This is a genomic window from Planctomycetia bacterium, assembly GCA_015075745.1.
Classification (GTDB): domain Bacteria; phylum Planctomycetota; class Phycisphaerae; order UBA1845; family UTPLA1; genus UTPLA1.
Window position 1 is genome coordinate 78,007 of the sequence record JABTTW010000004.1, and the last position, 26,404, is coordinate 104,410.

The 26,404-nt window shown below is 62.3% G+C and carries 23 protein-coding genes; 12 read left to right on the forward strand and 11 right to left on the reverse strand.

The features are described 5' to 3' along the window. Positions 1 to 4: 4 nt before the first annotated feature. The gene (locus HS101_19850; GenBank protein MBE7508516.1) at positions 5 to 1,279 is read right to left on the reverse strand and encodes a DUF2130 domain-containing protein; all 1,275 of its coding nucleotides are present in this window, start codon (positions 1,277 to 1,279) and stop codon (positions 5 to 7) included. Positions 1,280 to 1,374: 95 nt separating this feature from the next. After that, positions 1,375 to 6,942: a DEAD/DEAH box helicase family protein gene (locus HS101_19855; protein MBE7508517.1), complete on the reverse strand. Its 5,568-nt coding sequence runs from the start codon at positions 6,940 to 6,942 to the stop codon at positions 1,375 to 1,377. Positions 6,943 to 7,839: 897 nt separating this feature from the next. Between HS101_19855 and HS101_19860 the strand changes: the two genes are divergently transcribed. Further along, positions 7,840 to 8,310: a hypothetical protein gene (locus tag HS101_19860; GenBank protein MBE7508518.1), complete on the forward strand. Its 471-nt coding sequence runs from the start codon at positions 7,840 to 7,842 to the stop codon at positions 8,308 to 8,310. Positions 8,311 to 8,358: 48 nt separating this feature from the next. Continuing rightward, on the forward strand, positions 8,359 to 11,016 hold the full coding sequence (locus tag HS101_19865) for a cation:proton antiporter (protein ID MBE7508519.1): 2,658 nt from the start codon (positions 8,359 to 8,361) through the stop codon (positions 11,014 to 11,016). Positions 11,017 to 11,094: 78 nt separating this feature from the next. On the opposite strand, the gene HS101_19870 is transcribed toward HS101_19865, so the two are convergent. After that, positions 11,095 to 11,328, reverse strand: a complete 234-nt coding sequence (locus HS101_19870; GenBank protein MBE7508520.1) for a helix-turn-helix transcriptional regulator — start codon at positions 11,326 to 11,328, stop codon at positions 11,095 to 11,097. 104 nt (positions 11,329 to 11,432) lie between these two features. Here HS101_19870 and HS101_19875 point away from each other — a divergent pair, with 104 nt between their 5' ends. Both HS101_19875 and HS101_19880 read left to right on the forward strand, forming a co-directional pair. After that, positions 11,433 to 12,788, forward strand: a complete 1,356-nt coding sequence (locus HS101_19875; GenBank protein MBE7508521.1) for a hypothetical protein — start codon at positions 11,433 to 11,435, stop codon at positions 12,786 to 12,788. A gap of 525 nt (positions 12,789 to 13,313) precedes the next feature. After that, a complete protein-coding gene (locus tag HS101_19880) occupies positions 13,314 to 13,973 on the forward strand; it encodes a replication/maintenance protein RepL (GenBank protein ID MBE7508522.1) in 660 nt (219 codons plus the stop codon). On the opposite strand, the gene HS101_19885 is transcribed toward HS101_19880, so the two are convergent. From HS101_19885 to HS101_19915, 7 genes are all read right to left on the reverse strand, one after another. Then, positions 13,961 to 14,260 (reverse strand): hypothetical protein, encoded by a 300-nt coding sequence (locus HS101_19885; GenBank protein ID MBE7508523.1) that lies wholly within the window; start codon positions 14,258 to 14,260, stop codon positions 13,961 to 13,963. The genes HS101_19880 and HS101_19885 overlap by 13 nt on opposite strands. 12 nt (positions 14,261 to 14,272) lie before the next feature. Next, positions 14,273 to 14,935 carry a ParA family protein gene (locus HS101_19890; protein MBE7508524.1) on the reverse strand — a complete coding sequence of 221 codons (663 nt, stop codon included), beginning with the start codon at positions 14,933 to 14,935 and terminating at the stop codon, positions 14,273 to 14,275. Between the two features lie 640 nt (positions 14,936 to 15,575). Next, positions 15,576 to 15,989, reverse strand: coding sequence for a hypothetical protein (locus HS101_19895; GenBank protein MBE7508525.1), 414 nt, complete (start codon positions 15,987 to 15,989; stop codon positions 15,576 to 15,578). 248 nt (positions 15,990 to 16,237) lie between these two features. Next, positions 16,238 to 16,471, reverse strand: a complete 234-nt coding sequence (locus HS101_19900) for a hypothetical protein (protein MBE7508526.1) — start codon at positions 16,469 to 16,471, stop codon at positions 16,238 to 16,240. Positions 16,472 to 16,475: 4 nt separating this feature from the next. After that, complete coding sequence (locus HS101_19905) at positions 16,476 to 17,198, reverse strand: hypothetical protein (protein ID MBE7508527.1); 723 nt, start codon at positions 17,196 to 17,198, stop codon at positions 16,476 to 16,478. A 10-nt stretch (positions 17,199 to 17,208) separates the two neighbouring features. Further along, positions 17,209 to 17,829, reverse strand: a complete 621-nt coding sequence (locus HS101_19910) for a hypothetical protein (GenBank protein ID MBE7508528.1) — start codon at positions 17,827 to 17,829, stop codon at positions 17,209 to 17,211. Between the two features lie 61 nt (positions 17,830 to 17,890). Continuing rightward, positions 17,891 to 18,103, reverse strand: a complete 213-nt coding sequence (locus tag HS101_19915) for a hypothetical protein (GenBank protein MBE7508529.1) — start codon at positions 18,101 to 18,103, stop codon at positions 17,891 to 17,893. Positions 18,104 to 18,631: 528 nt separating this feature from the next. Here HS101_19915 and HS101_19920 point away from each other — a divergent pair. Further along, a complete protein-coding gene (locus tag HS101_19920; GenBank protein ID MBE7508530.1) occupies positions 18,632 to 21,274 on the forward strand; it encodes a relaxase domain-containing protein in 2,643 nt (880 codons plus the stop codon). Beyond that, the gene (locus tag HS101_19925; GenBank protein ID MBE7508531.1) at positions 21,264 to 21,680 is read left to right on the forward strand and encodes a hypothetical protein; all 417 of its coding nucleotides are present in this window, start codon (positions 21,264 to 21,266) and stop codon (positions 21,678 to 21,680) included. The genes HS101_19920 and HS101_19925 overlap by 11 nt, the downstream gene beginning before the upstream one ends. A 6-nt stretch (positions 21,681 to 21,686) precedes the next feature. Here the strand turns inward: HS101_19925 and HS101_19930 are convergent, their stop codons facing one another. Continuing rightward, positions 21,687 to 21,899, reverse strand: a complete 213-nt coding sequence (locus HS101_19930) for a hypothetical protein (protein MBE7508532.1) — start codon at positions 21,897 to 21,899, stop codon at positions 21,687 to 21,689. Between the two features lie 279 nt (positions 21,900 to 22,178). Here HS101_19930 and HS101_19935 point away from each other — a divergent pair, with 279 nt between their 5' ends. The 6 genes from HS101_19935 (at position 22,179) to HS101_19960 (ending at position 26,265) form a co-directional block, all read left to right on the forward strand. Further along, positions 22,179 to 22,484 carry a hypothetical protein gene (locus HS101_19935; protein ID MBE7508533.1) on the forward strand — a complete coding sequence of 102 codons (306 nt, stop codon included), beginning with the start codon at positions 22,179 to 22,181 and terminating at the stop codon, positions 22,482 to 22,484. Positions 22,485 to 22,651: 167 nt separating this feature from the next. After that, positions 22,652 to 23,527, forward strand: coding sequence for a prepilin-type N-terminal cleavage/methylation domain-containing protein (locus tag HS101_19940; GenBank protein MBE7508534.1), 876 nt, complete (start codon positions 22,652 to 22,654; stop codon positions 23,525 to 23,527). A gap of 123 nt (positions 23,528 to 23,650) precedes the next feature. After that, the gene (locus tag HS101_19945) at positions 23,651 to 24,271 is read left to right on the forward strand and encodes an ankyrin repeat domain-containing protein (protein MBE7508535.1); all 621 of its coding nucleotides are present in this window, start codon (positions 23,651 to 23,653) and stop codon (positions 24,269 to 24,271) included. 62 nt (positions 24,272 to 24,333) lie between these two features. Beyond that, entirely contained in the window at positions 24,334 to 25,344 is a 1,011-nt protein-coding gene (locus HS101_19950) for a prepilin-type N-terminal cleavage/methylation domain-containing protein (GenBank protein ID MBE7508536.1), read from the forward strand. 109 nt (positions 25,345 to 25,453) lie between these two features. Continuing rightward, positions 25,454 to 25,756: a hypothetical protein gene (locus tag HS101_19955; GenBank protein ID MBE7508537.1), complete on the forward strand. Its 303-nt coding sequence runs from the start codon at positions 25,454 to 25,456 to the stop codon at positions 25,754 to 25,756. A 194-nt stretch (positions 25,757 to 25,950) separates the two neighbouring features. Further along, positions 25,951 to 26,265, forward strand: a complete 315-nt coding sequence (locus HS101_19960) for a hypothetical protein (protein MBE7508538.1) — start codon at positions 25,951 to 25,953, stop codon at positions 26,263 to 26,265. Positions 26,266 to 26,404 lie beyond the last annotated feature (139 nt).

A 26,404-nucleotide genomic window follows, 5' to 3' on the forward strand; every position in this document is an offset into this window, starting at 1 on the left:
AACGCTAGGATTGACTCGGCGCGTCGCTCTCAAGTAGCTTCACATCTAGGCCCTCAATCTCTTGCAACGTCTTCCCGGCGATTCCCTGGAGGTCGCCGTACATGCCGGCGGTGGATTCGATGACGCCGCGTATCTGTTCTTCGCGCTTGGCCCACAGGCGCGTCATGGTCTTGCGCTCCTTTTCCAGGTCCTCGTGCATGTCGCTGAACTTCTCAACAATGGCCTGCACGCGGTGGCGGAAGCGCGGGCCTGTAAGGTACTGGTAAACCAGTTCCATCTTGGTTTGCTGTCCCTCGCCGGCCTTGCGGGCGGCGGCGAGTTCGATGAGTGATTGACGTAGCGCGACGGCGACCGGCATGGCGCAACGGTGCGACGTGACCCATACCCCGTCAACATGATCAAACGCATCCACGTCCTTCGGTAACGCCTGGCTGACGATGACGGCCAGTTCGGCCTTGGCGGCACGCTGGTCCTCGCGCAACTTGGCGAGCCAGCCGTCGGTCCAGTTCCTGGTGCGTTTCGATTCCCACAGGATTGCGCCGCACGGCTGACCCATCGGGCCGATGACGCGCTGGAGTGCGTCGCCGCCGTACTCGCCCTTGGCGACCGGCTCGATGGAGTCGTGTGGAAACTTCTCGCGGAGCATCGCTTCCAGTTCGAGTTCCTGCACCTCGCCCTGTAGCTGTTGCGACCCCTGCTCCGCCCTGCGCTTCAAGTCCTCGATCTGTTTCTGCATCGACGCGATGGTCTGCTCTTTCTCCGCGACTTTCAGCTTGAGGGATTCCTCGGCTTCCTTTTTGGCCTGCTCGCGGGTTGCGCCGAGCGACTCCTGTACGCGCTTTTCGATGGTGAGGTCCATTTCGCGCTTGGCGTCGTCAAGTTCACGCTGCTTGCGGATCAAATCGGCCTGCGCCTTCTGCGCCTCGGTGAGCTTGGCGTCCTTCTGCTTAATGACGTCCTGCAAGTCGGCGAGTTCCCTCGCCTTCTGGTCCAGGTCCGTCGAAAGCGCCAGCTTGGCTTTCCTGGCTTCCTCGGCGGCGATGGTTGCCCGCTCGGTCTTCAGCTTGGCGGCGACCTGGTCGTCGATATTCTCTTTAGCCTTGGCGATCTCCGCTTGCTGCAACTTGACGGCGGCTTCGCGCTTGCGGATGTCGGTGTCTTTCTGCTCAATCTGCTGCTCGTACTGCCGGCGCGTCGATTCGATCAGCGGCGCCGCCAGCGACTCCGTCAGCTTGATCTCGGACTTGCAGCTTGGGCAAATTATCGTCGGTTCGGTCATGACAAGGCCCCAAACGGATAGCAGCTATGGTATTCGATACGGAGCTAACACCGAAGCCCCGACGAGTCAACGGAGAACGCAGGTTGCTGCGTTCATTACCTGATTGACGCGGTGATTCCCGTCGATGTGGAGGCGCGGGCCGTGTAGGGCCTTGTGAATTCGTCAGGCTTGCCACGCGCGTCGGAATCAGGGGGTGTATCGATCTTGCGGCGGATTCGTGCAGTGACAGGTTCCTCGGCGTCGAGGCGGCGGGTGGAGGTGCGTTCGGGGGCGGCGTCGATAGTGTGGGCGGCCTTGAGCGCCTTGATCCGATCGGCCAGCTCGGCGGTCGAGAGCGGCGGTTCGGCGGCGGAATCGGGTGATTCGTCGCCGCCGGCGTTCGACGGGATGCCGGCGAGGCTTGCCTTGAGGCGGTCGCGCAGTTGGGTTAGTTCGGTCTGGTATGCTTCGTGCGTGAACGGCTTGCCGATGCGGGCCTGGTAGTCGCGGAGTTGCGATTCGGCGATGGAAAAGTCCTGCTTCACGACGGCAATCTCGTTGCCGTAGGCGTTGCACAACCGTTCCAGCGCGTTGAGGACGGCGCGGGGGCCGTGGCTACCACGGATCAGACGGTCGTAGCGCGTGGTCGCGCCCTCAACGTACACGTCGGGCGGAAAGTCCCGATGTAGCACGAGGCCGAAGCGCAGGCCGCGATAAACGCCAAGCGAGCTTCGCTGTTCCTGCCGCACGTCGCGCGGCAGCTTGTCTAATTGCGCGCCTAAGACGGCAATCGCCTCATCCTTCTCATACTCGCGGCCGTTGATCGTGACGGGGTCGCGGGCGTGCGCGGCGACAGTTGATTGATCGGCGGTGAGATTTGACAGCCGCTCGTTTAGCCGGACGATTCTCTCCGGCAGGTCCCGCACGTTGCGGCGTGCGACGTACTGCTCATCGACGTGGTTCTTCTTGAGCAATGCCAGCCGCTGCAATTCGGCGTCGGCCTCGGCGAGCGTCAGCACCGCCGGGTTGCCGGAGGCAATGGCCTTAACTTCCGCGTAGGACAGTTCCTGCCCGCCGACATCCTCGGCGCGGCGGGCGGCGTTGTGGCCGGTGATGACCTGGCCGATGAAACGGGCCTTGGTCTCAAGAGCCTGCCACATGTAGGCGTCGAAGGAGCCTTCGGTGACGTAGCGGTAGACTGCGACTTCCTCGTTGGTGTTTCCCTGCCGCAGGATGCGGCCCTCGCGCTGCTCGACCTCGGCCGGTTTCCACGGCGCGTCAAGATGATGCAGGGCGACCAGCCGTTGCTGCACGTTGGTGCCGGTGCCCATCTTCTGCGTGCTGCCGATCAACACGCGGACCGAGCCGCTCCTGACCTTCTCGAAGAGCGCCTGCTTCTTGGCGTCGGAGTCGGCATCGCCGATGGCGGCGATTTGCGCGCGCGGAACGCCGCGGGCAACCAGCTTCTCGATTACGTCGTCGTAGGCGGAATATCCCCACGGGGTCGCATGAACACCCATGTCGCAGAAGATCATCTGCGCGCCGCGTGTCGCGGCGGACTTCTCCCATGTGGCGGCGACGTTCTCCACAAGGCGGTTGATCTTTGAGCCGGGATCGTCTGGAGCAGCGGCGGAGAGCATCCGTCCGTCAAGCGCCAGCTTGCGGCCGTCGGTCGTGATGTTGAGCGCATTGTCCTCGCGCGGGTCCACCTTCTCCGTTCGCAGCCGCTCATATCGCGCAACGAGTCCGTCCTGAAGGGCGTGCTGCTCCGCCGACATGGGACAGGCGACGACGATCGGCTTGCCGCTTTCGAGCCGCGGCCTCGGCAGGTTGAGCATGTCGGCCGTCTGCACGTCGGAGAATGCCCGGAACATCTGCTGCAATTCCGGGAGGTTGGTGAATTTCGCAAACCGGCTGCGTGGCCGCAGCGATGCGCCGTCCGGTGAAATTTCCATCGTGTCGATCACCTCGCCGAAGGTGGCCGCCCAGGCGTCGAAGTGTTCAAGCCCCCGGCTCTTGAGCCCCGCCGGGTCAAGGAAGCGCTGCATGGTGTACATCTCGACCATCGTGTTCGATACCGGCGTGCCGGTGGCGAAGGTGACACCGTGGCCGGGATGCTGTTCGCCGAGATAGCTCGCCTTCATGTACACGTCGAAGGCGCGTTCGCTGCCGCCGGTCTGGATGCCGGCGACGCGCTCCATCTTGGTCGGCGTCTCCAGGTTCTTGAAGAAATGGGCTTCGTCGATGAAGACGTGATCGACGCCCAGCTCGTCGAACACGAGGCCGTCGTCCTTCTTTTCCTCGGCCAGCAGGTCCTTTAGGCGTTCGACGCGGGCCGCTTTCTGCTTCTCGATCTGCTTGATGATGTTCCGGTTCGATCCCTTGGCGCCGGCATGTTCAAGGAGTAATTCGTCATACTCGGCGATCTGCTGCGTGAGGAACTTCTCCTGATATTCCCGCGACATGCCGATCCGCTCGAACGAGGAATGCGTGACGAGGATGCCGTCCCAGTCGCCGCTGGCGATCTTGGCGGTCAGCAGCTTGCGGCGGTCGCGGCGCAGGTCGTCCTTGCCGGCGACCAGCAGCCGGGCGTTGGGGTAGAGCTGCATGAACTCGCGGGCGAACTGCTCCAGCAGGTGATTGGGCACGACGTACATCGGCTTCTTGACGAGGCCGGCCTGCTTCATCTTCATGCCGGTCGCGGCCATCGTGAACGTCTTGCCGGCGCCGACGGCGTGCGCCAGCAGCGTGTTGCCGGAACTCATCCCCCGCCATATCGCGTCGGCCTGGTGCGGCCGCAGGTGGATCGTCTGGTTCATGCCGGGGAAGTCGAGGTGCGAGCCGTCGAAGAGGCGCGGCCGAAGATTGTTGTAGTTGTCGTTGTAGGTTCGCACGAGACGTTCCGTCCGCTCCGGATCGGCGAATACCCACGCGCGGAAGCGCTCTTTGATGAGCTTTTGCTTCTCGCGTGCCGCGAGCGTCTCGTTCTGGTTGACGACGCGCTCCTCCTTGTCGCCGTGGTCGATGATGTCGTAGATCACAGGCGACTTCATGTTGAGGGCCAGTTCCAGCAGCCACGCGCCGTTGGCGCGGGCTGTGCCATAATCGGAAGTCGCGGCGACGGACGCCCGCGCGGCGTGACCGGCTTCGAGGCTCCAGACCGCGTCTTTTTCAAGGTGCGAGACGGGTACAGCTTCCGGCTCGACATGGAACAAATCCGCCGCAAATGCCTGGATGTCCGATGCCGGTATCCACGGCGCGCCGAGATTGGCGTCGATATCGCCGGGCAGCACGTCCTCGGGCTGCACGCGCCGCAGCGCCTCGGCGTTCTGCGCGTAGGCGCGTCCGGCCTTTTCGGCTGCGGCCAGTCTGGCGCGGACGTTGCCCGACAGGTAATCGTCGGCGGTCTTCCACGTCTTCGACTCCGGATCGTGGTAGATCAGATCGCCCAGTTCGGTGACGACGTGCTCCTCCGGCTTGCCGTACAGCTCGGCGATGAATGGCAAGTCCACCCTGCCCCGCTGATTGAGCGAGACGAGCAAGCCTTCCTCGGCGCTCCTGACCTGCGTGACGGGCGGGGTCCTTCCCACCACGTCCTTGCTCATGACGGCCGCTTTCTCGGCCTTCTCCGTGACTTCGTCGTAGTCTTCAAGCGACATCACCAGCATCGCGTCGGGATCTTCGATGAACTTGACCAGGTTGGGCCGGCGCCGGATGACGCTGCCGTCGCGGCTCTCGCTGAAGCTGGTCTTGTTGATCGGTCCGTAGGCACGGCTGAATCGGTCGTAGGCGTGATTGAGTTCGCGCCGCGCTTCGTCTCGATGCTCGGTCGGCCAGCCTTCGTTCTGCGATTGCAGCACCCGGCGGGCGCGATCGCGCAGGCCGATCAGCGCCGCAAGCCTTCGGCCGGTCAACGTCCCATTGGCTTTCAGCGCCTTGCCGCCGTATTCGACGGCGGCGCCCTGGCCGTTCACCAACTGGCAAATGGAATTGTCGTCCCGGACGAAGAAACTCCCCTCGTTGATGTGCTTCTCGGGCGGCGGCGGAGTGAACGTCGCGGCGGGTTGCTCAGACTGACGGGACGCCGGCGCCGTTTGGAATTGCGGCAGTTTCTGGATTGCATCTCTGAGCTTGGCGGCGAGGTCGCCGTCGCCGCGGATGCTGTACCCTTCCCCGCCGTAGAGCGTGTCCTGCCTCGTCCATGTGCCCAGCACCATTTCCGGGTGTTTGAGGAAGTAGCGATTGACCGGGACTTCGGCTCCGTCGATGGCCAGCGGGGCAATGCCGAGCCACTGCGGATCGGCATGATGAGCCGGCTCGCCGGGTGCCCGCTTGCGCAGGAACACGATGTCGGTGACGACGGCCGTGCCTTCTCGCTTGAAGGCATCGGAGGGAAGTCGGATCGCGCCGACGAAGTCGGCCTTGTCGCCGAGATACTCGCGAATTGCGGCGTTCTGCTTGTCGAGCGTGAAATGCGATGTGACCACGGCCAGCACGCCGCCGAGCTTCAGCGCATCGACCGACTTGGCGAGAAAATAGTCATGCAGTGCCAGCTTCTGCCCGTGATAGTCGAGTTTGATGTCGGCGAACGGCACGTTGCCGATCACGGCGTCGATGCGATCCTCGGGCAGCTTGGTGTCGCGGAAGCTCTCGATACGAATGTCCTGGTCGGGATGCAGCGCCCGCGCAATGCGACCGGAGATCGAGTCCAACTCGACGCCGATGAAACGGTGCTTCCCGTTACCCCGGCCCATGAAATTGCCGATGCCGCATCCCGGTTCCAGGATGGTGGCATCGTCAGGCACGCCCAGCCGCGCAATGGCCTCGTGAATGCCGGCGATGACGGTGGGTGATGTGTAGAAGGCGTTGAACGTCGTGCGCTTGGCGCTGTCGTACTCGGCGGGTGTGAGCAGGGATTTCAGTTCCCCGCCGAGCTTCTCCCAGCCGGCGTCCTTGTAGCGGCCTGTCACCGGGTCGGGAAAAATCGACAGGGCGACCGGGCCGAAGCCGGCGAAGCGGGCGAGCGCCTGCCGTTCCTCCGGCGTCGCGGCTCGTTGTTCGCTTTCGACAATCTGAAGGGTGCGGATCGCGGCGATGATGTCGCGGGCTTTTTCCTTCTCGCCGCTGGCGATCTGGTCAGGTGTCGTCGGCTCGTGCTTGCCGGTCGTCGGCGTGCTTCGAGGCGCAGCCGGATTGGTTTCAGACGGCGCTGGAGACGACAGCAGGTCGAACAGCGTCGGCTCGCCTGCCCATGTCAGGCGCGCGACGTGCGTTTGCGGGACCGCGCCCTTGCGGCGCCCGACGACGAGGGGTTCTTTTCGTCCGGCAGCGACGCGCTCCGCAAACGAGGCTTCACCTCGGCGAGCGCGATCTCCAGCGCCGCGCTGGCGAGCTGGATCGAATCCATGTCCGGCCGGCTGATGGGGAGGGCCGCTTTCCAGTGTTCGTGGCGCGTCTTCAGTTCGCCGGCGTAGTGGTTCACGACCGCGAGCACCTTCCGCTTGCGGCGAAGCCGGCCGTGAAGCCAGGGCTGCTGTCGAAGCAGCTCGATGATGATCGTCTTGTACGGCATGGTGGCCTCCTGTTTGTGGCTTTGGGGGTTCTTCGAGCGCGACCGGCGGATCGTCTGATTCGGACGAGAATGGCAGAGTAGGATGCTGCGGGGGACGTGACCTGCGGCCCATGCTCAGGAACAATCAGGACGGTTGTGTTCCGGGGAGCGTGGTCGGACCGTGACCTGTCCCGATCCGGCTTTCAGGGGCGACAGATCGACCGTGCCCCGGCCGAGCCTTGGGAAGGATTCGTTGTCGGTTTGAGACAATCCGTCAGACATGTTCCCGCGATGCGATGCTTCGCAATTCGCATAGCACGCTCTGACGAATCGTTCAACAGGAAAGGCAGGACCGTGCTTCCTGATTGCGGCACGGCAGGCAGACCGCCGAAGGGTCCCTCGAAGCGGCTCAGGACGAATGACGGACCGGATCCGAAAGTCACGGCCATGGGTCTGGTGTGAGGAGCGCAAGACATCGAAATGAAACGCGAAGGCAATGCTTGGCGAACGCAATGGTTGCAGGAGTTCATGCTCCGACTAGAATCCAAGCACGATGAACGACCGTCGGCCATCCTGGCAACTCGCTGGAACGCGTCTCTTCGCGTCTGGCGTTGTATTGGCGCTTCTGGCGAGACCACAGTCCCTGATGCCGGACGCTGGCGGACCACGATCGGATGACCGAGCTGCGGTTAGCCGCGCCGGCCATGTAGACCTGATTACATTTGCACCGTCCAAGTCAGGATCGGCCGGCGACTGTCATGAACGGCACTTCCACGCTTCCGCGATTCATGCTGAATCGTCCTCTCCTGACTTTGCTGGCCTGCGCCGCCAGTCGGCCACGATCGCGACGAATCCCAACTGTAGCCACCTCCTCGCCCGTTGCTCCATCCTCTGCCGCTGGCTGATTTGACTCGCACCGCACGTTTCTCGTTCGTCAATTCTCGATCCGAATAGTTCGTAAATGCGGACCCGGTCCTGCGCGCCCGGTTCGCGCATCTGCGGCGCGCAGACTTCCAGGAATCACAGAGCAATGAGCAAATCCAACCCTCCGACATTAGAGCGTGCGCTGGCTCAAGTCCGTGACCTACTTGATCAGAACAAGCCAAGCGAAGCGATCGAATTGATCACGCGATTCGGAGCAAAAAACGAGGAAATTCGAAACGCCTACGGCGTGTGCCTCATGCGGATCGGCGAGTACGACAAGGCGCTTGAGGTCTACCGCGGCTTGTGCATCAGCCAGGGAGTTTGCCTGAAGCCCGATGCCCCGATCATGCACTTGATCAACTACGCGACGGTCCTGCTGCTGCTACAGAATGTCGCGGGATGCATCGACATCCTTCGGCAGATTCCGGCGTCGTCTCATCCAGGGGCGATGCGCGTTCAATCGGCAGTCGATCAATGGCGCAAGTCGCTGCATTGGTGGCAGCGATTGGGCTGGCTTGGCGGTATCGAGCCTAATGTAGCGATCGACTTGGACTATCCTCCCGGAGTGCTGGTGTAGGCCCAAAAGCCCTCGAACCTATCGCACGAACATGCTAGGGTACCGAACATGCACGATCTTTCGCTGATTGCTACGGTCGCGGCCGCGTTCACCGGTGCGTGGCTGCTCGGGCTGATTACGCAGCGGTTTCGGCTTTCGCCGATCGTCGGCTACCTCCTGGCAGGCGTTCTCATCGGGCCGCACACCCCAGGCTTCGTGGGCGACGTTCACGTCGCGCAACAGTTGGCCGAAGTCGGCGTGATTCTCCTGATGTTCGGCGTCGGCCTACACTTCCATCTGAAAGACCTGCTCGCGGTCAAGGCGGTGGCAATACCCGGCGCGATCGGGCAGAGCCTCATTGCGACATTGTTCGCCATCGCGGTATTCTCGGGATTTGGCTTTTCGCCGACGACCGGGGCCGTTATCGGCATGGCGATGGCGGTCGCCAGCACCGTCGTTCTGATGCGGGTCCTCATGGACGCCGACGCGCTCAGCTCGCCGCAAGGGCATGTGGCCGTGGGCTGGCTGATCGTGGAGGACATCTTCACAGTCATTCTGTTGGTCCTAATTCCGGTTCTCGGCAGCGGGCATGGTGCCGCGGCAACTTCCAATCCGGCGAGCGAACCGGCGCTGTGGCAGACGCTCGGACTGGCGCTGCTCAAGCTGGCGGCGCTGGTGGGTATCGTGCTGCTGGGGGGGTCGCGGATCGTGCCCTGGGTCCTGGTCCGGGTAGCGCGGCTCCGCTCGCGTGAACTATTTACGCTGACGGTGCTCGTTTTTTCAATTGCAATTGCCGCTGGCTCGTACTTCTTCTTCGGCGCTTCGATGGCCTTGGGCGCATTTCTCGCCGGCATGGTTGTGGCGCAGTCGCCCGTCAGTCACCAAGCCGCAGCGGATGCGCTGCCCATGCGCGACGCATTCGCCGTGCTGTTCTTCGTCTCGGTCGGAATGCTCTTCGATCCGGCGTTTCTGCTTCAACAACCACTCATGGTTGCGGCGGCGTTGGGGATCATTCTCCTTGTAAAGCCCCTGGCCGCACTTTCGATTGTCGCTATCCTCGGACATTCGCCACGGACAGCGCTGACCGTCGCCGTTGGACTGGCGCAAATCGGGGAGTTTTCATTCATCCTTTCCGATCTTGCTAGTCGGCATGGATTGATGCCGGAGGCCGGACACAACGTTCTGGTCGCCTCGGCGATCATCTCGATCACCCTGAATCCCTTGCTGTTTCGGTCACTCCCGAAGATGGAATCATGGCTAAAGACCCGGCCGCGGCTCTGGCGACTCCTGAACAGCCGGGCCGAAAGACGAGTCGCCGCAATGAACCTGGCCGCGGCCGAAATCGTAGCGCAGCCGACTCAAGCGGAAACCCGGTTAGCCATCGTGATCGGCTACGGACCGGTCGGCCGCTCCGTTCATCGGCTCCTTCGAGAGGCCAACTTATCCACGGTCGTCATCGACCTGAACATGGACACGGTCTCGTCGCTGAATGCGGAGGGACAGACGGCGATCTACGGTGATGCCTCGCACGACAGCATTCTTGAACAAGCCGGAGCCCGGCGCGCCTCCTACGTGATTCTGACGCTTCCGCACTCATCCGAACGCGCGTCCGTGGTCGCCGCTGCCCGAAATCTCAATCCAAATATGCGAATCTTAGTCCGGGCCAGATACCTCAGTGAACGAGAGGACTTGGTACAGGCGGGAGCGAACGCAGCCGTCTTCGAAGAGGCCGAAGCCGCGGTTGCCCTGGCACGCCTGGTTCTCGCCGACACTGGCATGCATCGCGAAGCGGCGGATAGAAAGATCAAGGATTTGCGGCTCCAACTCATCCTGGAAAACATTTCCAACATCCGTACTCAGCGGGTGAGGAGCGTCATGGTGCCGTGGGCGCGCGCTCGTTGGCTTCCTGCGTCCGCGGATCGCAACACCGTGATGACGCAGGTATCACAGGAACGATTCTCCCGATGGCCGATTGTTGAGCCTCAAACGGGGCGAGTTCTTGGTTACCTGCTGACGAAGGACTTGGTCGCACACGCGGCCGACGCGGATTGGTCGCCATTGGTGCGTTCCTTGAAGGCAATCCATCCGGACGAAAACGTCGAATCCGTCCTGGCTCGCATGCAGAGCGAGGGAGACTCAGTTTACCTGGTAGAAGACGAGGGGCGGCCACTCGGTCTCATCACACAGGAGGACATTCTCGAACAGGTAGTGGGCCAGATAGAGGACGAGTATCCGCACGAGTCGCCAGTCTCGTTAGTTGATGCCCTGGCCCGCGGTGCGATGGTGCTCAACCTGTTCGCGACTGCCCGTGATCAAGTGATCGCCGAACTGGTCGCAGCGATTCCGACCGACCGGTTGCCGTCCGGAATCAAGAACGACGGCATCGCCCGGTCTACATTCGAACGAGAGAGGGAAGTCTCAACCGATCTGGGAAACGGAGTGGCAATCCCCCATGCACGGGTTTCCGGCTTGCAAGCGCCTATCGTCGTGTTCGGCCGCTCCGTCGAAGGGGTGATGTTCTCTCCCGCGTCACAAGAGCTTGTGCATCTGGTGTTCCTCCTCGTGACGCCGTCCGAGCAACCTGAAGCGCAGCTCGCACTGCTGTCCCAACTCGCGGCGGTCTGCCAAGAGCTGACGGCCCGCGAAGCGCTGACGAATGCGCCATCACCGACGGATGTCCTGGCTATCCTCAATCCTCGCTCGCCGGGAAACACCGAGCGGTCCTGAGTTTCCGCGATTGGAGCCCTTCGCGCACCTATAGCTCTTCGGGAGTGTGGGTTAGAACTACTTATTGTCGCGCGGCGGTCAACTGATCTGCCGGATCATCTCGCCAGGGTCGGTCCCGCAGGCCCGGCACCATGCGACGAATTCCACCGGGTCGATGCGACGGTCGCCGATCTCGGACCGGTGGACCATCGTGTTGTGCATCTTGAGCCGCTTGGCGAGGTCGCGTTGCGTCAAGCCCGCCTCCTCCCGCATGTTGCGGAGCATCGCGCACATCTTTCTGTACGCGGGCTTGTGTTGTGGCCTTGCTGCCATATCCGCAGCACGGTAGACTCAACGCAGTATGCTGCTAGTTTAGCAGCAAGCGTAGATCCGCTGCCGGCGGTGCCCGGCGGCACAGGTTCCCCGGAGGTGCAAAGATGTTCCCGTATCGTTTCGGTTACCTCGGATCGCTCGTGGTGGCAGGTCTCGGCCTTGCCTCGTCGTCTGTTGCGGCGGCAGATTGTCCGTTCGGCTGGCGGCCCGATGAGGTTGTGCCGGGCATCGGCTCGAACGTGAATGCAATCGTCACATGGGACCCTGACGGCCCCGGACCGCTTCCCCCGGCCCTCGTCGTCGGAGGCTGGACACGACTCAATCCTGGCGTTGAACCCGCGGAATTCAGCGGCAACGTCGCCGCATGGGATGGCGCAGCGTGGACCGTCCTGGGAGGCGGAATGAATGAGAGGGTGATGGCGCTAGCCGTCTTTGAGGGAAACCTTTACGCGGGCGGATGGTTCACGTCTGCCGGCGGGAACGCGGTCAGTTGCATCGCTCGATGGGACGGTGCGGCATGGCAGGACGTTGGGAACGGCGTCGGCGACATGGTCATCAATCCCAACAACCCTCCGCGGGTGATTGCGCTCAGGGTCTACAACGAATTGCTTGCCCTGGGCGGAAGATTCAGCATCGCCGGCGGGGCAGCCGGCTTCAGCAACTTAGCAACATGGGACGGTCAGGTCTGGCATTCGCTGGGGCTGGGAACTCCGGGCCGAGTTCAGGCGCTCGCTATCGACGGAGGATCAGCTTACGCGGGAGGCATATTCATGTCAGCCGGTGGAATACCGGCCAGCAAGCTCGCGCGCTGGAGCGGAGCCAGTTGGGAGCCAGTGCCGAATCAGCCGCTGAACGGTATGGATGACAACGTGAATTCCCTTGCGTTGTATCAGGGACATCTGATCGCCGGCGGTCCCTTCACGAGTGCCGCCGGCGTCCCGGCCAACAGCGTTGCGGCATGGGATGGCGTGGCGTGGAGCGCGATGGGCGATGGCGTAACCGGCGACGCGCCGACGGTCAATGCGATGACGGAGTTCGACGGCAATCTCATCGTCGGCGGGCGCTTCACGATGGCTGGAACGCAGAACGCGACGAATGTCGCTCGATGGGATGGCATCGCATGGCAGCAGATGGGAGACGGATCGAATGCCCGGCTTAATGCCCTCGGGGTGTTCGGCGGCGAGGTTGTCGCCGGCGGGTTTTTTACAAACATCGATGGTACGGATGCTCCTCATCTGGCTCGATGGAGTCCGGCCTGCGAGCGCGGCGATATGGATTGCAGCGGCAACGTGGATCAGGACGATGCGCCATTATTCGTGGCGGCATTGCTGAATGCGCCTGATGTATCGGTGTGCTCCGTCTGGCTGGCGAATATGAACAGCGATATGCAGTCGGATGGTTCGCCGCGAGTCGATGGATCGGATATCGCTCCATTCGTACAGGCAATGTTGAATCCCTGATCTCGAATAGGACGGTTCAGGGAATCGCGTTGACTGTCTTATGCCTCCCACGTGGGGTATTTGACGTCTTTGCGCTTATACGGCCTTCCTATTGCGAATGAAGACGGTTCGGCTGGCTCGAACCTCCTCCTGATGGCAAATGGGCCTTTCCGCAAACTCGAAGACACGGCTCTTGTGACAATCGCGCAACACCTGTCATATCGGTGTCGCCTTCTCGTTGCGATTTGGCCCTTTACTCACAGAGTTATCCACAGCCCCGTCCCGTTTCGGGGCGGTTCTTGTCATGGTTGCAGCGGGCCGCCGCCGTCGCCAGCGCTTTGGGGGCGCGCGCCGTCGGCGGCTCATGTGCCCTATTTAGTAGTAAGAAAGAGCAAGGGCGCAAGTCGTTGATTTTCCTGAATCGGAAACGTCACGAATTGACGGGCGACCGTCACGATCGGTCGGTGAACCGTCAAAAAACACTTGCGCTTCTGTCGCTAGTCTGCCAGTGTGTTGTCTGTTTACAGACAAATTTGGAGGTGGAAAATGACGGAAGTGCGACAGATTGCGGCGATGCCGGATAACCAGGTCACAACCAAGCGTGGATTCCCGGTCTACCGGACGAATCCAAGCGTGCCGACTGCCAATGGCATCACGACTCGGACCAAGCGGTTTCAGGTGCCGGGCGGCAGAGGTTCGGTCATCGTTGACAACAGCAGCGGCGAGATCAAAGGCATCGGCGGCATGGGCTTCTGGTGGGAAGAGGAAGTGGACAGCAGCCGATTCGTAAAGATGTTCCTCGATGGCATCAAGCAGGCGGCGGACCTGTCCAAGACCGGCTTGCAGGTGTTCGAGCTCGTCTATCACGAAATGCGCGCCAATCCCGGCTCCGACGAAATCAAGCTGAATCAGTACGTCGCCAAGGATCACGGTATCAGCGACCGCACTTATCAGCGCGGCGTGCGCGAGCTGCTCGAAAAGGAATTCCTGTTCCGCAGTCCGTCGGACGGCGTGTTCTTCGTCAACATCCGATTCATGTTCAACGGCGACCGCCTCGCATTCGTGCGGACGTACCATCTCAAAGGCGCTGGCCGGCAACAGGAACTCCCGCTCGAATCGGCGGCATCCTCGCCCCCGACTATTTCGGAAGTTGCGGATGCGCCTGTGATTGTGGGGCCGGCCCTCGACGGCGATCAAGACAGGTAGCCGTTCGCCTTGAGCCACGGCTCGATGGCTTCTTCGAGAATATCCTGAAGCGTGTTCGGCTCCCTGCCCTCAAGCTGTCGCTCCAGCGACGCGCGCTTCAGCGCCCGCGCGAAGTCGTCGCGGATGCGCGTGCTGATCGGCACACGATTGAGTGTCGCCGCGGCAACGACGGGCGCGGCCGGCTTGGGCGATTCCTTGTCTCCGAAGACAAACGCCTTTTCCTTGGCAGTGTCGATCGGAGGCGGCGTTTCCTTGAGTCCTTGCGTGAGCGTGCGTCGTTCGGCCATGGCGATCACGTCCTATGCCTTCACGGCCTGACGTGCTGCCGGCGCGACGGCGTCCGGCAGAATCTCGCGGAAGAGCGCTTCTGCTTCGTGCGCCGCTTCGCGGGCGCGGGAGCCGAGATTCCACACGACGGACCCCTGCCCCGGCGCGTCTGCGTAAATCTGGCGGAGCGTCATCGCCGTCGTTGCCATCGGCAACGAAAGCGCGGCCGCGGCATCCTTCATGTCCTGCGTCAGCCGGTAGTTTTTTCCGACCATGCTCAGGACGATCACGGCCTTCGGGATTCCGCCGCGGATGTCCTGGGCCTGCCGCAGGACCTCGGTTGCTTTGGCCAGCGCGCGGACCTCTAACATGCTGGCTTTGCAGGGAACAATGGCAAGATCGCCGCGCAGCAACAGCGCGCGGCTCGTTTCGGTCTGGCTGCCCGGTCCGTCGGCCACGACGTAGTCGGCGTCCTGGGCCAGAATCGGTAGTTCATTCAATATGATATCGGGGTTGTCGAGTCGAACGGCTTTGATGTCCGGTATCGCCTCGCGTATCCATTCGGAGGATGACTGCTGCGTGTCGCAGTCGGCGAGCGTCACCCGATGGCCCTGCTCATGGAGCCACGCGGCCAGGTGAACGGCGAGCGTCGATTTGCCGACGCCGCCTTTGGAGTTCGCTACGACGATAATCATGTAAGACGGATAGCATGATTTCATGCAGGCTGGCAAGCAGTATTTGCTGCCGACATGCAAGCTCGCCGTCCTGCAAGCAACCTGTCTTGATTACCTGCCTGCAATCAGGCAAGCTGACATGCCTGTCTGCTTACATTCAAGCAATCAAGACAGGTTGCTTTCCATCCGGCTTGCACGCCTGCCGTCCTTCCATCTGTCATGCCAGCATGATGGCAAGCTGACATGCTTTCATGCAGGCTTTCACGGTGAAACTTGTCCTTAGCAGCGCTAAGGGGAGACGTCTGACAACATTTTTTCGTGCGGGCTTATTCGGTGTACCACGTTCTTTAGCGGTTGGAAACGGGTTCGATTCGAGTGGGTTTTCAGGTGGTTGGTAGGCAATGATTGCCGGGCGGTCGTTCCGTTTCGGAACATGGGGCAGGGCCGAATTGACTGCCGTATAAGGCCGTCGCCGTCGGGTTCTCACCGGCGGCTGGGACCCGATGCGACCGGCCGCGGGGCGAGGCGCTGGTCATCCCGGCGCGCCGGGACACCCTACCTGCCGGTCAGGCTCCGAGCCGGAGGGTTCTCCTTGTATTTCAATGGCAAGGAACGTGACATGCGCGGTCACGCCTGGCACGGCCGTTGCGAACAAACCGGGCTAATCCTTCTCGATTTGAGACGCGAAGTATTCTTCCGGGTGAGCCGGTTGCCAACCGTTGGCCTCGGTGAGTTGGTCAAAAGGCAGTTCGGGCAAGTGTCCGCAATTGCGGAGAAATCTCAGGTGACGAATGTGGAAATAGGCGTTTGATGCCGCCGCGACGAGGTCCATAAGTTCGTCCTGGCCGAGTGAATGGAATGGCCCTTCGAGCGTGAGGTCGCTTACGTCGCGTCGGAATACGACACTGTAACGGCGGGCACCGGTTGGAAAGCGGGTCTCATATACCGTGGCTCCGATGCCGCCATAGCAGTCGTGATGTCTTTCGAGTGACCTGGCGGGAATAGGCTGATCGTCGCCGAAGCGTTGACCGTCTCCGTGTGCATTGCTCTTGGTGGGTTTCTTGCGGTTTGTCATACGGTTGTCTCCGAGTTGTTTAAGGGCCGCGCCCATCGCGGCCTGACGGCACGTGAGCAAAGCCGCGATAGCCGAAGCGACGACAGGAGCGGGCTGGGTCAAGCGAAAAGCCGAAGGCTTCCGCCTGCGGAAAGCGGCTTTGGCAGCTTGCCCGGCTCGGCGGCGGCTTTAGCGTGCCGGTCTTCAGGTCGCGGGCGCGGTTTCATCAACGGAGAACAATCCGATTCATGCGTGCAAATCGGTGCCGTTCAGGTCTCGTCAGCTTTGTCAGCGAGTCTCTCGGCGCAGTTCTGTTGTCGCAGGGCAGCCTCATCGATAATGGCCTGCATCAGGTCGAGATATGCCTCACCATCCGGGCCGCCGAGCTCTTCGGCGTCCTGCATCGCGGCGAGCACTTCATTGAAGACGAACCTCGCGGAGGGTGTCAGCTCGCGGGCACGCACCTGCGTACAGTAGGAAGTCCGTTCTTTGTTGTCGGTCATAGGCTTACCTCTGAAACACCATGCACACGTCATGCAGGCCGGGGATGAACGATGATCGGTATACCTTGCGGCTGCTCGATGCCCCGTGGCTGAAACGGATGATGTCGGTGCAACACTGCCGCAAGCCCGCGTCGAAGGCAAGCCGTTTCGTGTGATAGACGAGCGGCACAAACCCGGACTGGCGGTCGCAGTAATCGCCCATGAGAACGGCGAGTTTTCCGTTTGGCGTCAATGCCTTGGCGCAGTTGGCGATTACCGCCGCGTAGCTTTCGAGGAACGCAGCAAGCGTCGGCGCGCGCGACAGGTCGCGCGAATCCGCCGCGTAGAGCTTCTGCCGCCAGTACGGCGGGTGAATCCAGACGAAGTCGAAACGCTCGGCCGGGAGTTGGTCCGGATCGGCGGCATCGAATCCGCCGTGGATGTCCCTGGAATCGCAGGGGATTTCCAGTTCACGGCACACGTCGCGGCAGGTTCCGCTACCAGACATTGGGTCCCAGACATTTTGCGGCCGGAAGTAAAGTAGCAGGTCGCGGATCAGGTTGCCGCCGCAGTTGCCGGGATAGCCGCGGTCGCCGTATTCGCCGGCGCGCTCGAAGTGGTAAAGGCTGGTGAGCCTCGGCACCGGGCTGGCGTTGACCGGAGCGCGCGGGAGCCTCGCGTATAGCGGGGCGACGAAGCACGGCGGCGGGACCGGATTTCGACGGGAGTAGAACGGGTTGATGGTCATGTCGGCCTCCCTAGATGTGGGTATCGACGATGACCACCCGGCATTCGGGATGGCACTCGAAGAGGGCGCGGGCCTGGTCGTCCCAGTTCTCGTTCTCCGTCAACAGGACGGCCCACCAGCCCATGCGGCCGCGCTCGTGCCACGCCCCGTCGGGCGTCACGATGGCGTGCGGTATCTTGCCGCGCTCAATGGCCTGCTGCGTCGTGGCCGTGTTGTCCTCGAAGCGCTCGCTGCCGGTCTCGATGTCGTTGATCCAGCCGTCCCATCGGCCGCCGATGACGTACCAGTCCCATTTGCTGTCCGGGTTGTACGTCGATAACGGCTCGCCCTGGTCGTTGAATCGTTCGTGTAACCTGAGCCGCTCGCGGTAGCGTTCCTCGGGCGTCGTGCGGCGCAGGTCTTCGATTTCCTGGCGGCACTTGTCGAGGTCGTAGTGCGACTCCTTGCGGCTGACGATCAGTTCCAGCCGGTGGATGGTGTCGGCGATCTCGGCCGCGGCCTCCTGCGGCGAGTAGCAGACGTACGGCGGTACGTCGAGGTGCTCGCTGAAGCGGTACATCTGGCGTTCGATGAATGCGGGAACGTCGGCCACGAACTGTGGCACGAGTATCGCTACGGTGAAGTGTGTCATATTGAGAATCCTTTCTCGAAAAAGGGGGCGGGCCGCGAAGCCCGCCCCAGTTGAACAGCGGTTACTCCTTGTTTTCCGAAACGACACGCAGGGTGATACGGCCGTCGAGCGGAACGGCTTCGATCTGAAGGTTGAAGCCCTTGCCGTCGGCGTGCGCCCAGGCGGCGCCGATGCGGGTCCAGATCGCCTTCGCGCCTTCGCGGTCGCGCACCTGGTACGCGACGTGCGTCGGGGTCTTGGACGGCTGTCCGGAAGTGTTCTTGTTGTCAGTCATGATTCGTCTCCTTTTCAAAGTGTCCGGCCGCGCCCATCGCGGCCTGATGGCACTGCAAAGAAAGCCGCAACAGTCCGGGGGCAGGGCCTAAGCGAAGCGCTACCGGTCACAGCGGAAAATGGTGGGTCCCTTCAGGGGAAACGATTTTCTGATTGACCGGCCCGGCGGCGGCTTTAAGTGCCCATCAGCAAGGCCGCGCGGCGGGGCTGGCACGAAAAGGAAAAGACGAAGCTCTGACGACAAGGCACGAAGGCAGGTCCAAGGGCAAGCCCGATGCACGCCTCAGTTGCAATGCGAATGACAGGCGTCTGGACTCGCAGAAAGAGCCATGCGTTTCGCGCAGGCAAGGGTTGCAACCGGGGAATGACGTTTGCGAATGCGAGACTGTCGCGCTGCGTGTCACGAAAACAAGAGCTGTTCACCGTGGGAGGCTGCGGCCTGACGCCCCCGGCGTGAAAGCCGTGAAAGAAACACGTGAGTCGCGCATGAAGTAACTAATTCTCAACTATTGCGAAGTAGAATTGGATCATGCTTCGCATCAACCAGAACACTGCGCCGGAAGGCGCGAAGAGCTACTACTCGACCGCCGACTATTACTCGGAAGGTCAGGAGCTTACCGGCCACTGGCGCGGCGAGGGTGCCAAGCGCCTTGGCCTCGCCGGCGAAGTCGAGCAGAAGGACTGGGACGCGCTCTGCGACAACATCGACCCGAAAACGGGCAACGCATTGACGCCGCGGCAGAATACCGGGCGGCGCGTCGGCTACGACTTCAACTTCCACGTGCCGAAGAGCGTGTCGGTGCTGTACGGCCTCACCAAGGACGAGCGAATCCTCGAAGCCTTTCGTGAGTCGGTCGATGCGACGATGCAGGACATCGAAGCGGAAATGAAGACGCGCGTAAGGCTTGCCGGCCGGAACGAGGATCGCACGACCGGCAACATGGTCTGGGGAGAGTTCATCCACACCACGGCCCGGCCGGTGGACGGAATTCCCGATCCGCACCTGCACGCGCACTGCTTCGTGTTCAACACGACCTGGGACGGCATCGAAGAACGCTGGAAAGCCGGGCAGTTCGCCGGCCTCAAGCGCGACGCGCCGTTCTTCGAGGCGGTATTTCATTCGCGGCTGGCGCGGCGCATGGAGGAACTGGGCCTTGCCGTGCAGCGGACGCGGCACGGCTGGGAGCTGGCCGGCGTGCCGAAAGCGGCGCTTTCCAAGTTCTCGCGGCGAACGGCGCTCATAGAAGAACAGGCGCGGGAGAGGGGCATCACCGATGCCGCGACGAAGGGCGACCTGGGAGCGAAGACCCGCGAGCGCAAGCGCAAGGATCTGACGTTCGATGAACTCGGCCGCGAGTGGAAATCTCGGCTGACGTCGGCGGAACTGGCGGCGCTCAATGGGATCAAGGCGCGGCTGGGCTTGGACAGCATCGCGGAGGACGACCGCGCCGCCGGCGATGCCGTCGCGAAGGCAATCGAGCACTCGTTCGAGCGCAGCTCCGTGCTGTCGGAGCGCAAGCTCGTGACGGCGGCGCTCAAGCGGTCCTACGGCGCGGCCTCGGCGAAAACGATCATGCAGAATCTCGGCCGCGCGAACCTGGTGCGCGGCGAGCGCGACGGGGAGCAGCTCGTCACGACCGGGGACGTGGTCGCCGAAGAGCGGCGCATCATTGACTTCGCGCGTCAGGGCAGGGGCACCTGCCGCAAGCTCGCAAGCGGCGAGCATGCCTTCACGCGCGAATGGCTCAACGCCGATCAGCGGAGTGCCGTGCTGCACATCCTCAACTCGCCCGACCGAGTCATGCTGATTCGCGGCGGCGCGGGGACGGGCAAGACCTCGATGATGTCGGAAGCCGTTGAAGCGATTGAGAAAAGCGGGAAACACGTCTTCACGTTCGCGCCCTCGGCCGACGCCAGCCGCGGCGTGCTGCGCGATCAGGGCTTCGCCGACGCGGAGACCGTGGCGCGGCTGCTGGTCGATGGCGAGTTGCAGCAACAGGCGAGGGGGCAGGTGCTGTGGATCGACGAAGCCGGCCTGCTCGGCACGAAGACGATGGGCCATGTGTTTGACCTGGCGAAGCAAATTGACGCCCGCGTCATTCTCTCCGGCGACAGGCGCCAGCACGGAAGTGTTGAACGCGGCGCGGCGCTGCGACTGCTCGAAGAACAGGCCGGCCTAGTGCCGGCGGAGATCAGGGAGATTCAGCGGCAGAGTGGCGCGTACAAGGAAGCGGTCAAGTCGCTGTCGCTGGGCCGGACGGAAGAGGGGCTTCAGGCGCTCGACCGGTTGGGCTGGGTGCGCGAAGTCACGGAGACGGACCGCTACAAGCTCATGGCGGATGATTACGTCGCGAGCCTGGAGGAAGGCAAGTCGGCGCTGGTGGTCAGTCCCACGCACCGCGAAGGCGACTGGATCACCGATGAAATCCGCGCCAAGCTCAAGCAATCGAAACGGCTTGCCGGACGCGAGCGGCAGGTGCTGACGCTCCACAACACGCACTACACGGAAGCCGAGCGCGGCGATCAGATTAACCTAGAACCCGGCGACGTGCTGGAGTTCCACCAGAACGCGAAGGGCTACGGCAAGGGCGAGCGCGTCGTTGTCGGCGAAGACGCGCCGCCGGTCGAACACGCGGCGAAGTACACGCTCTACAAACCCGGCCTGCTGCCGATCGCGCCCGGCGAGCTGATCCGCATCACGCGGAACGGCAAGACCGCCGACGGCCTGCACCGGCTCAATAACGGTGCGACCTTTACCGTCAAGGGCTTCGACGGCAATGGGAATATCACCCTCGCCAACGGCTGGACGGTGGCGAAGGACTACGGGCACTTGACGCATGGCTATGTCGTTACCAGTCACGCGAGCCAGGGCCGCACCGTCCAGCGCGTGCTGATCGGAGAATCGGCGCAGAGCTTCCCGGCGGCGTCGCGCGAACAGTTCTACGTTTCGGTCTCGCGCGGCCGCGAGCGGGCCACGATCTACACCGGCGACAAGGCGGCGCTGAAGTCGGCGGTCAGCCGCTCCGACGCGCGCCTCTCGGCGACGGAATTGGTGAACGGCCGCGAGCTAAAGCAACGCGCGATGACGCTGGAACGGCTGGAACAACTGCACCCGGCCGTCGCCACAAGCGAAGCGCAACGGCAACAGGAAAGGCAGGATTATGAGCGGTAACGGTAGGCTTCTTGAGAAATACGTCGGCCGCGCCAACGGCAACAGCGAGGCGACACACGTCTCGGACGAACCCGAAATAGACGACCTCGGGTGCTTCGGCTGGCTTCGCGGCATCCGCGACCGCGCGCTCGCGGTCGAGCTGCGTCAGGCGAACGGCAACATCGTCGCCATTCCCTATCACGGCATCGAACGGTTCGACTTCGACCCGTCGGAGGGGATCACGCTGGCAGTAGGCGGGGGAAAGATTCGGCTCAAGGGCAGAAACCTCAATGCGGAAATTCGCCCGGCGATCCGCCTTTTCGAGGGCCTCGCCCGACACCGCGTGCCGTGGATACGCGAGGTGCAGGGCAGCCAAAGCCTCTCGGCTGCTGGAAATGCGACGGTCGTCGATTCGATTCAGTGGTAGCCGCTCTCAACGGCTCCGGCCGCGGTGCGAGTCCCGATCGTTGTCTTTCCTTATCAGGTCTCGCAGCAAGGGCTGGAGCGTCTGCATGACGGACGAGGCGGCCATCACCACCATCGAGATCATCGCAATCTTGTGAAAGGCTTGGGCGTCGCCCTGCGGAGCGTTGCGGGCCATGTTCTGTGCCGTATTGGCCAGATGCAGCGGGTTCGGATTGGTCATGCGTAACTTCCTCTCTTGGTTCAGTTGCAACTGCCTCATTGTACTGCAGAAGTGTTACAACTTTATGACAGCCGGCGGCGCTTGTGGTGGAAGATGGCAAATGAATAGAACATCCAGCCAAGCCGCTGAAGGTCCAAGTCAATCCTGTTGGGTGGGATGTGCTGGCACTCCGCCGGACAGTGCAATGTCACAAATAGTTCATAATTGTGTCGCCGATTTGTCACACAACAGCGGTACGATGAATGGACTATACGCGAATCACAATCTCAGGGGGTAATTATGAGAATCGCAACGCTCAAGCAGTTCAAACTGACGCTCCTGGCCGCCATTGCGACGGCCGGTATGCTCGCGATGTCGCCTTCGGGCAGTGTGCTGGCCTTCGAGACGACGACGATCGTCAAGAACAAAATTAAGGGCTGCATGCTCTCTACGGGCGACACCATTCATATTTACGAGGAATTCGGCAATCCGCGGGAATGCAAGAAATGGTGCGACGTGCTGAACAACATCGGCATCGGGGGTGACTGCTGCGGCTGGGGCGCATGCGTGATAAACGTCGTCACCAGCGAATCTTCCGCACTGTAAATTCTGGGAGGATTGCCTGAACAGGTTCGGGTATCCCCGCCCGATTGACGGCGGGAACCCGATACAGGCACAGCCGCGGCGAACGATGTTTACAGGTTGTTAACCCTGACGAGCGCATACTGCTCGGGCCGAGCGGCAAGCAAGCGCGCCGGCGCGGAGGGACCACTGTGGCACAGATACAGCGCAGAGAGTCGGCAGGCTTCACACTGATTGAGACAGTCATCTATCTGATCGTCTTCGGCCTGGTCATCGGTGCCGTTCTGATCGGCCGGGGGATCATTCGCTCGGCCGAGCTCAAGGCGATCGTCTCCGATGTCAGCCAGTTCAAGCACGCAGCCAAGCTGTTCCGCGACAAGTACGGCTACCTGCCGGGGGATTTCCCGAAGGCGGAGGAAGCGTGGAGCTCGCTTGCCGGCTGTCCTGAAACGGCGGCGAGCGACCTGAAGACCGCAAGCACCTGCAACGGGAACGGCAACAGCTTCATCGGCGGCACAACGTCGTCGGCCGGCACACTCAACGGAACGGATCAGGAGGTCAGGGAAGGGATTCGCGTCTGGCAGCATCTTTCCAATGCAGGGTTCATTGAAGGCGCGTTCACGGGAACCGGCAATCCGGCCACGGGAGGCGGATTGGGCCACGGCCTCAACATCCCGCGCGGACCCGGACCGGAGAGCGGCTATACGATGCACTTCGCCGCCTCGTACATGGATACGTTCGGCGCCTACCGTGCGGACTACGGCCACGTCATTGTGTTCGGCTGCGGGACGTGTGCGGTTCCGGGGATGATGGGAATGGGCGGGGAGTCGTCCTATCCCGGTCTGAACAATCCCGCCATGATGCCGGCGCTATCGCCGGAGGACGCACTGGCCATCGACAAGATGGTGGACGACGGAAAGCCCGGCACTGGGCAGGTGCTTTCATACACGCCGAACTTCATAACGGCGACGCGACACTGCGCCACGTCGTCCAGCGCCGCAACGGCGGACTACAAGGTCGCGCATAAGAACCCCGCATGCTCGCTGATATTCATCACCGGGTTCTGACCCAGTTTTCGCCGCAAGGTCAATTACTTGCGCAGAACGACCAAGACTGTCACAAAAACATCACACACGTTCGCGCGCCGATGTGCTATTTATGAAGCGTGCACAGACATCGATGGGGGAAACATGACCGAAGATACCATTGAAGGATTGCCGACGCTGCACGACGCGGCGCAGCACGACAACAGCCGCGCGATAAAGCAGCTTACGGCAAAAGGGGCGGAAGTTAACCTTCCCAACAAGTTCGGCCAGTCGCCGCTGCACGTGGCGGCGGGTGCGGGAGCGCACGGCGCAATCGAGGCGCTGCTCAAGGCAGGCGCGGATGTGGGTGCAAGAGACCTGCGGGGCCGGACGCCGCTGATGTTCGCGCAGGACATGAAAACCGTGAAGCTGCTGCAACGCCACGGCGCGGACATCAACGCAAAGGACAACACGGGCCAGACGCTGCTGCATCACTGGGCGTATACCGGCGGGCAGATCGTTGTGGGCAATAACGAGCGGATCGGCAGGCTGATAGACGCCGGGGCAGATGTGAACGCCAGAGATCGAAACCTGGAGACGCCACTGCACAAGGTGGCGGCGGGATTCGGCGACGCCGACACCTGCCGCGCGCTTCTTGCGAAGGGTGCGGATGTGTCGCTTCGGGACAACCGGCTGCTCTCGGCGCTCGATGTCGCGCGAAGCGGCGGCAGCGCCGAACTCTGCGCCGCGCTCAGCGAGGCGGTCGCCAGCCGGCGGCTTCGTTAACCGATTCGTAAGCATTGGGATGGCATAGTGGAACGATTCTCAAATCGAGAAACGGGCAGGGGATGCCACAGAAGAATCAAATCGATATCCATGGATTCACGCTGGTCGAGCTGTCGATCGTCATCATCATCATCGGGCTGATCGTGGGCGGCGTCGTGGTCGGCCGCGACCTGGTCCGGAGCGCGCAGGTTCGCGCGACGGTCTCCCAGTACGAACGGTTCAATACGGCCGCCGCCGCGTTCAAGGCGAAGTTCGGCTGCCTGCCCGGCGACTGCGCCGACCCGGCGGCGATGGGATTCGCGCTCACTTCCGGTGGAGACGGCGACGGCATCATCGGCCCCTGCGACGGGATGCTCGTGGACCCGACCGTTCGCTGCTATGAACCGGTCTATTACGAGCGGGCCAGCCGCGAGTACCTGAATTTCTGGTACCACCTTTCTGCGGCCGGCATGATCGGGCACAATGGAACCGCCACCGCCTCGGCAGACACAATTCTCGGCGATCCGAACTTCAACATGGCCGGCGACCCCGGACCGGGAACGTCTGTAATCCCTGAAATCGAACACTTGAGCGACAAGTTCGGCTACCCGGCAGGCGTCGTGACGCCGGCGGCGGGGATTACGGCGCGCGGCGCGGGATTCGGGTGGGCGGTGCGAAACGGCATGAGGTTCGCCGCGCCCAACACCGGGAACTACACGGGCGTCAACCCGACGGTGACGGTGCTTGCCGCGCACAACCTGATCCTGGGCAAGAGCGTCGTCGGACTGACCATGACGCGGGACCCGTACCAGGCATTCGACCCCGTCGATATCGCGGCGGTGGATCGAAAGCTCGATGACGGTCTTCCGCTTTCCGGCAAGATGCAGGTCTATGAATCCCGCTACTACGCGACGGACGGGGCGCATTCGCAGGCATTCACTGACAGCGGGTACGGCTGCGGCGCGACACCGCCCGCGACCGGCGCGCGCTGCGCGTGCCACGACGGCGGCTCGCCTCCCTCGCAGTGGGTGTACAACGAGCGCGTCACGCCGGCCAGCCGGCTCTGCTCCGCCGCCATCCGTGGAACGTTTTGACGCCCCAATTGTCACAAAAGGTTCACACTGGAGTAAGTACTTGTTAACCATTTCCCGCTATTCTTAATAATGATTAACAGCCATGAAACGACATCGCGGGAGGATGGACATGAAGAATACTGCACGCACTGCAATGACGGCGCTTGCCGTCATGAGCGTACTGGGAGGCCCCGGCGCGGCGCTGGCGCTTAACGCAGGCCCGCCGCCCACGTTGCCGGCCGACATTATCGAGGACGGCATCGTGCCCTGCGAATCTCATTCGCCGTGGCTGGCCGCACCGGACCGCAAGGCCCGGTACTGCATCACCTTCGCGTCGGGCGGAGAATCTGTTACCGGGGAGCCCTGGGCGCCTCCGGGCTGGTCGCCCGCGACTCCGTACATCTGCTGCTACGACGGTTTCGGCGGCATCTAACCACTGCTTGACGCTTTCACCACGGGCGCGCGGCCGACGGCCGCGCGCTGCCGCTCTGCGAAGAGCGGCTGCAATCGGCCATTTCAGTCCCCACGATTGTCACAAATGTTTCATCCGGCTGTCACAGTAATGTCACAGTTGCGTGGTACTCTGGAAAGACTACACAACACATTTAACCAACCAACGGGGGGAACATGAAACCGACAAGACCATTACTCAAGGCCGCGCTCTCCGCAGTGACACTCGCGGGCGTCATGGCAGCCGATCCGGCGCAGGCAGCGCTGGCCGACACCAGCGTCTACGCCTACACCTACCCGACCGGGGCCGGCGTGGCGATAGGCTGCTCCGGCAACGACGGCCAGGTAATAAACGGCGCGTGGGCCGCCGACAATGCCATCGAACTTCACGTCAACCGGTACAGCGGCGCGTTCGTCTGCGGCGACATCGGGGATATGCACATTGAGCCCGTGAGCCTGAACGGCTTCATTCTATGGCTCATTCTGCCGTAGCCCCGGACGCCGTTCCGGCCCGCCGATGAGGCAGGCACGGGAAATCAAATGGTTAACGAATTGTCGAGCATTTTAACTAATTATTAAGACAAGTGAATTATACTGGATCTCAAGTTACTGATTGTGCAACAACTGACAG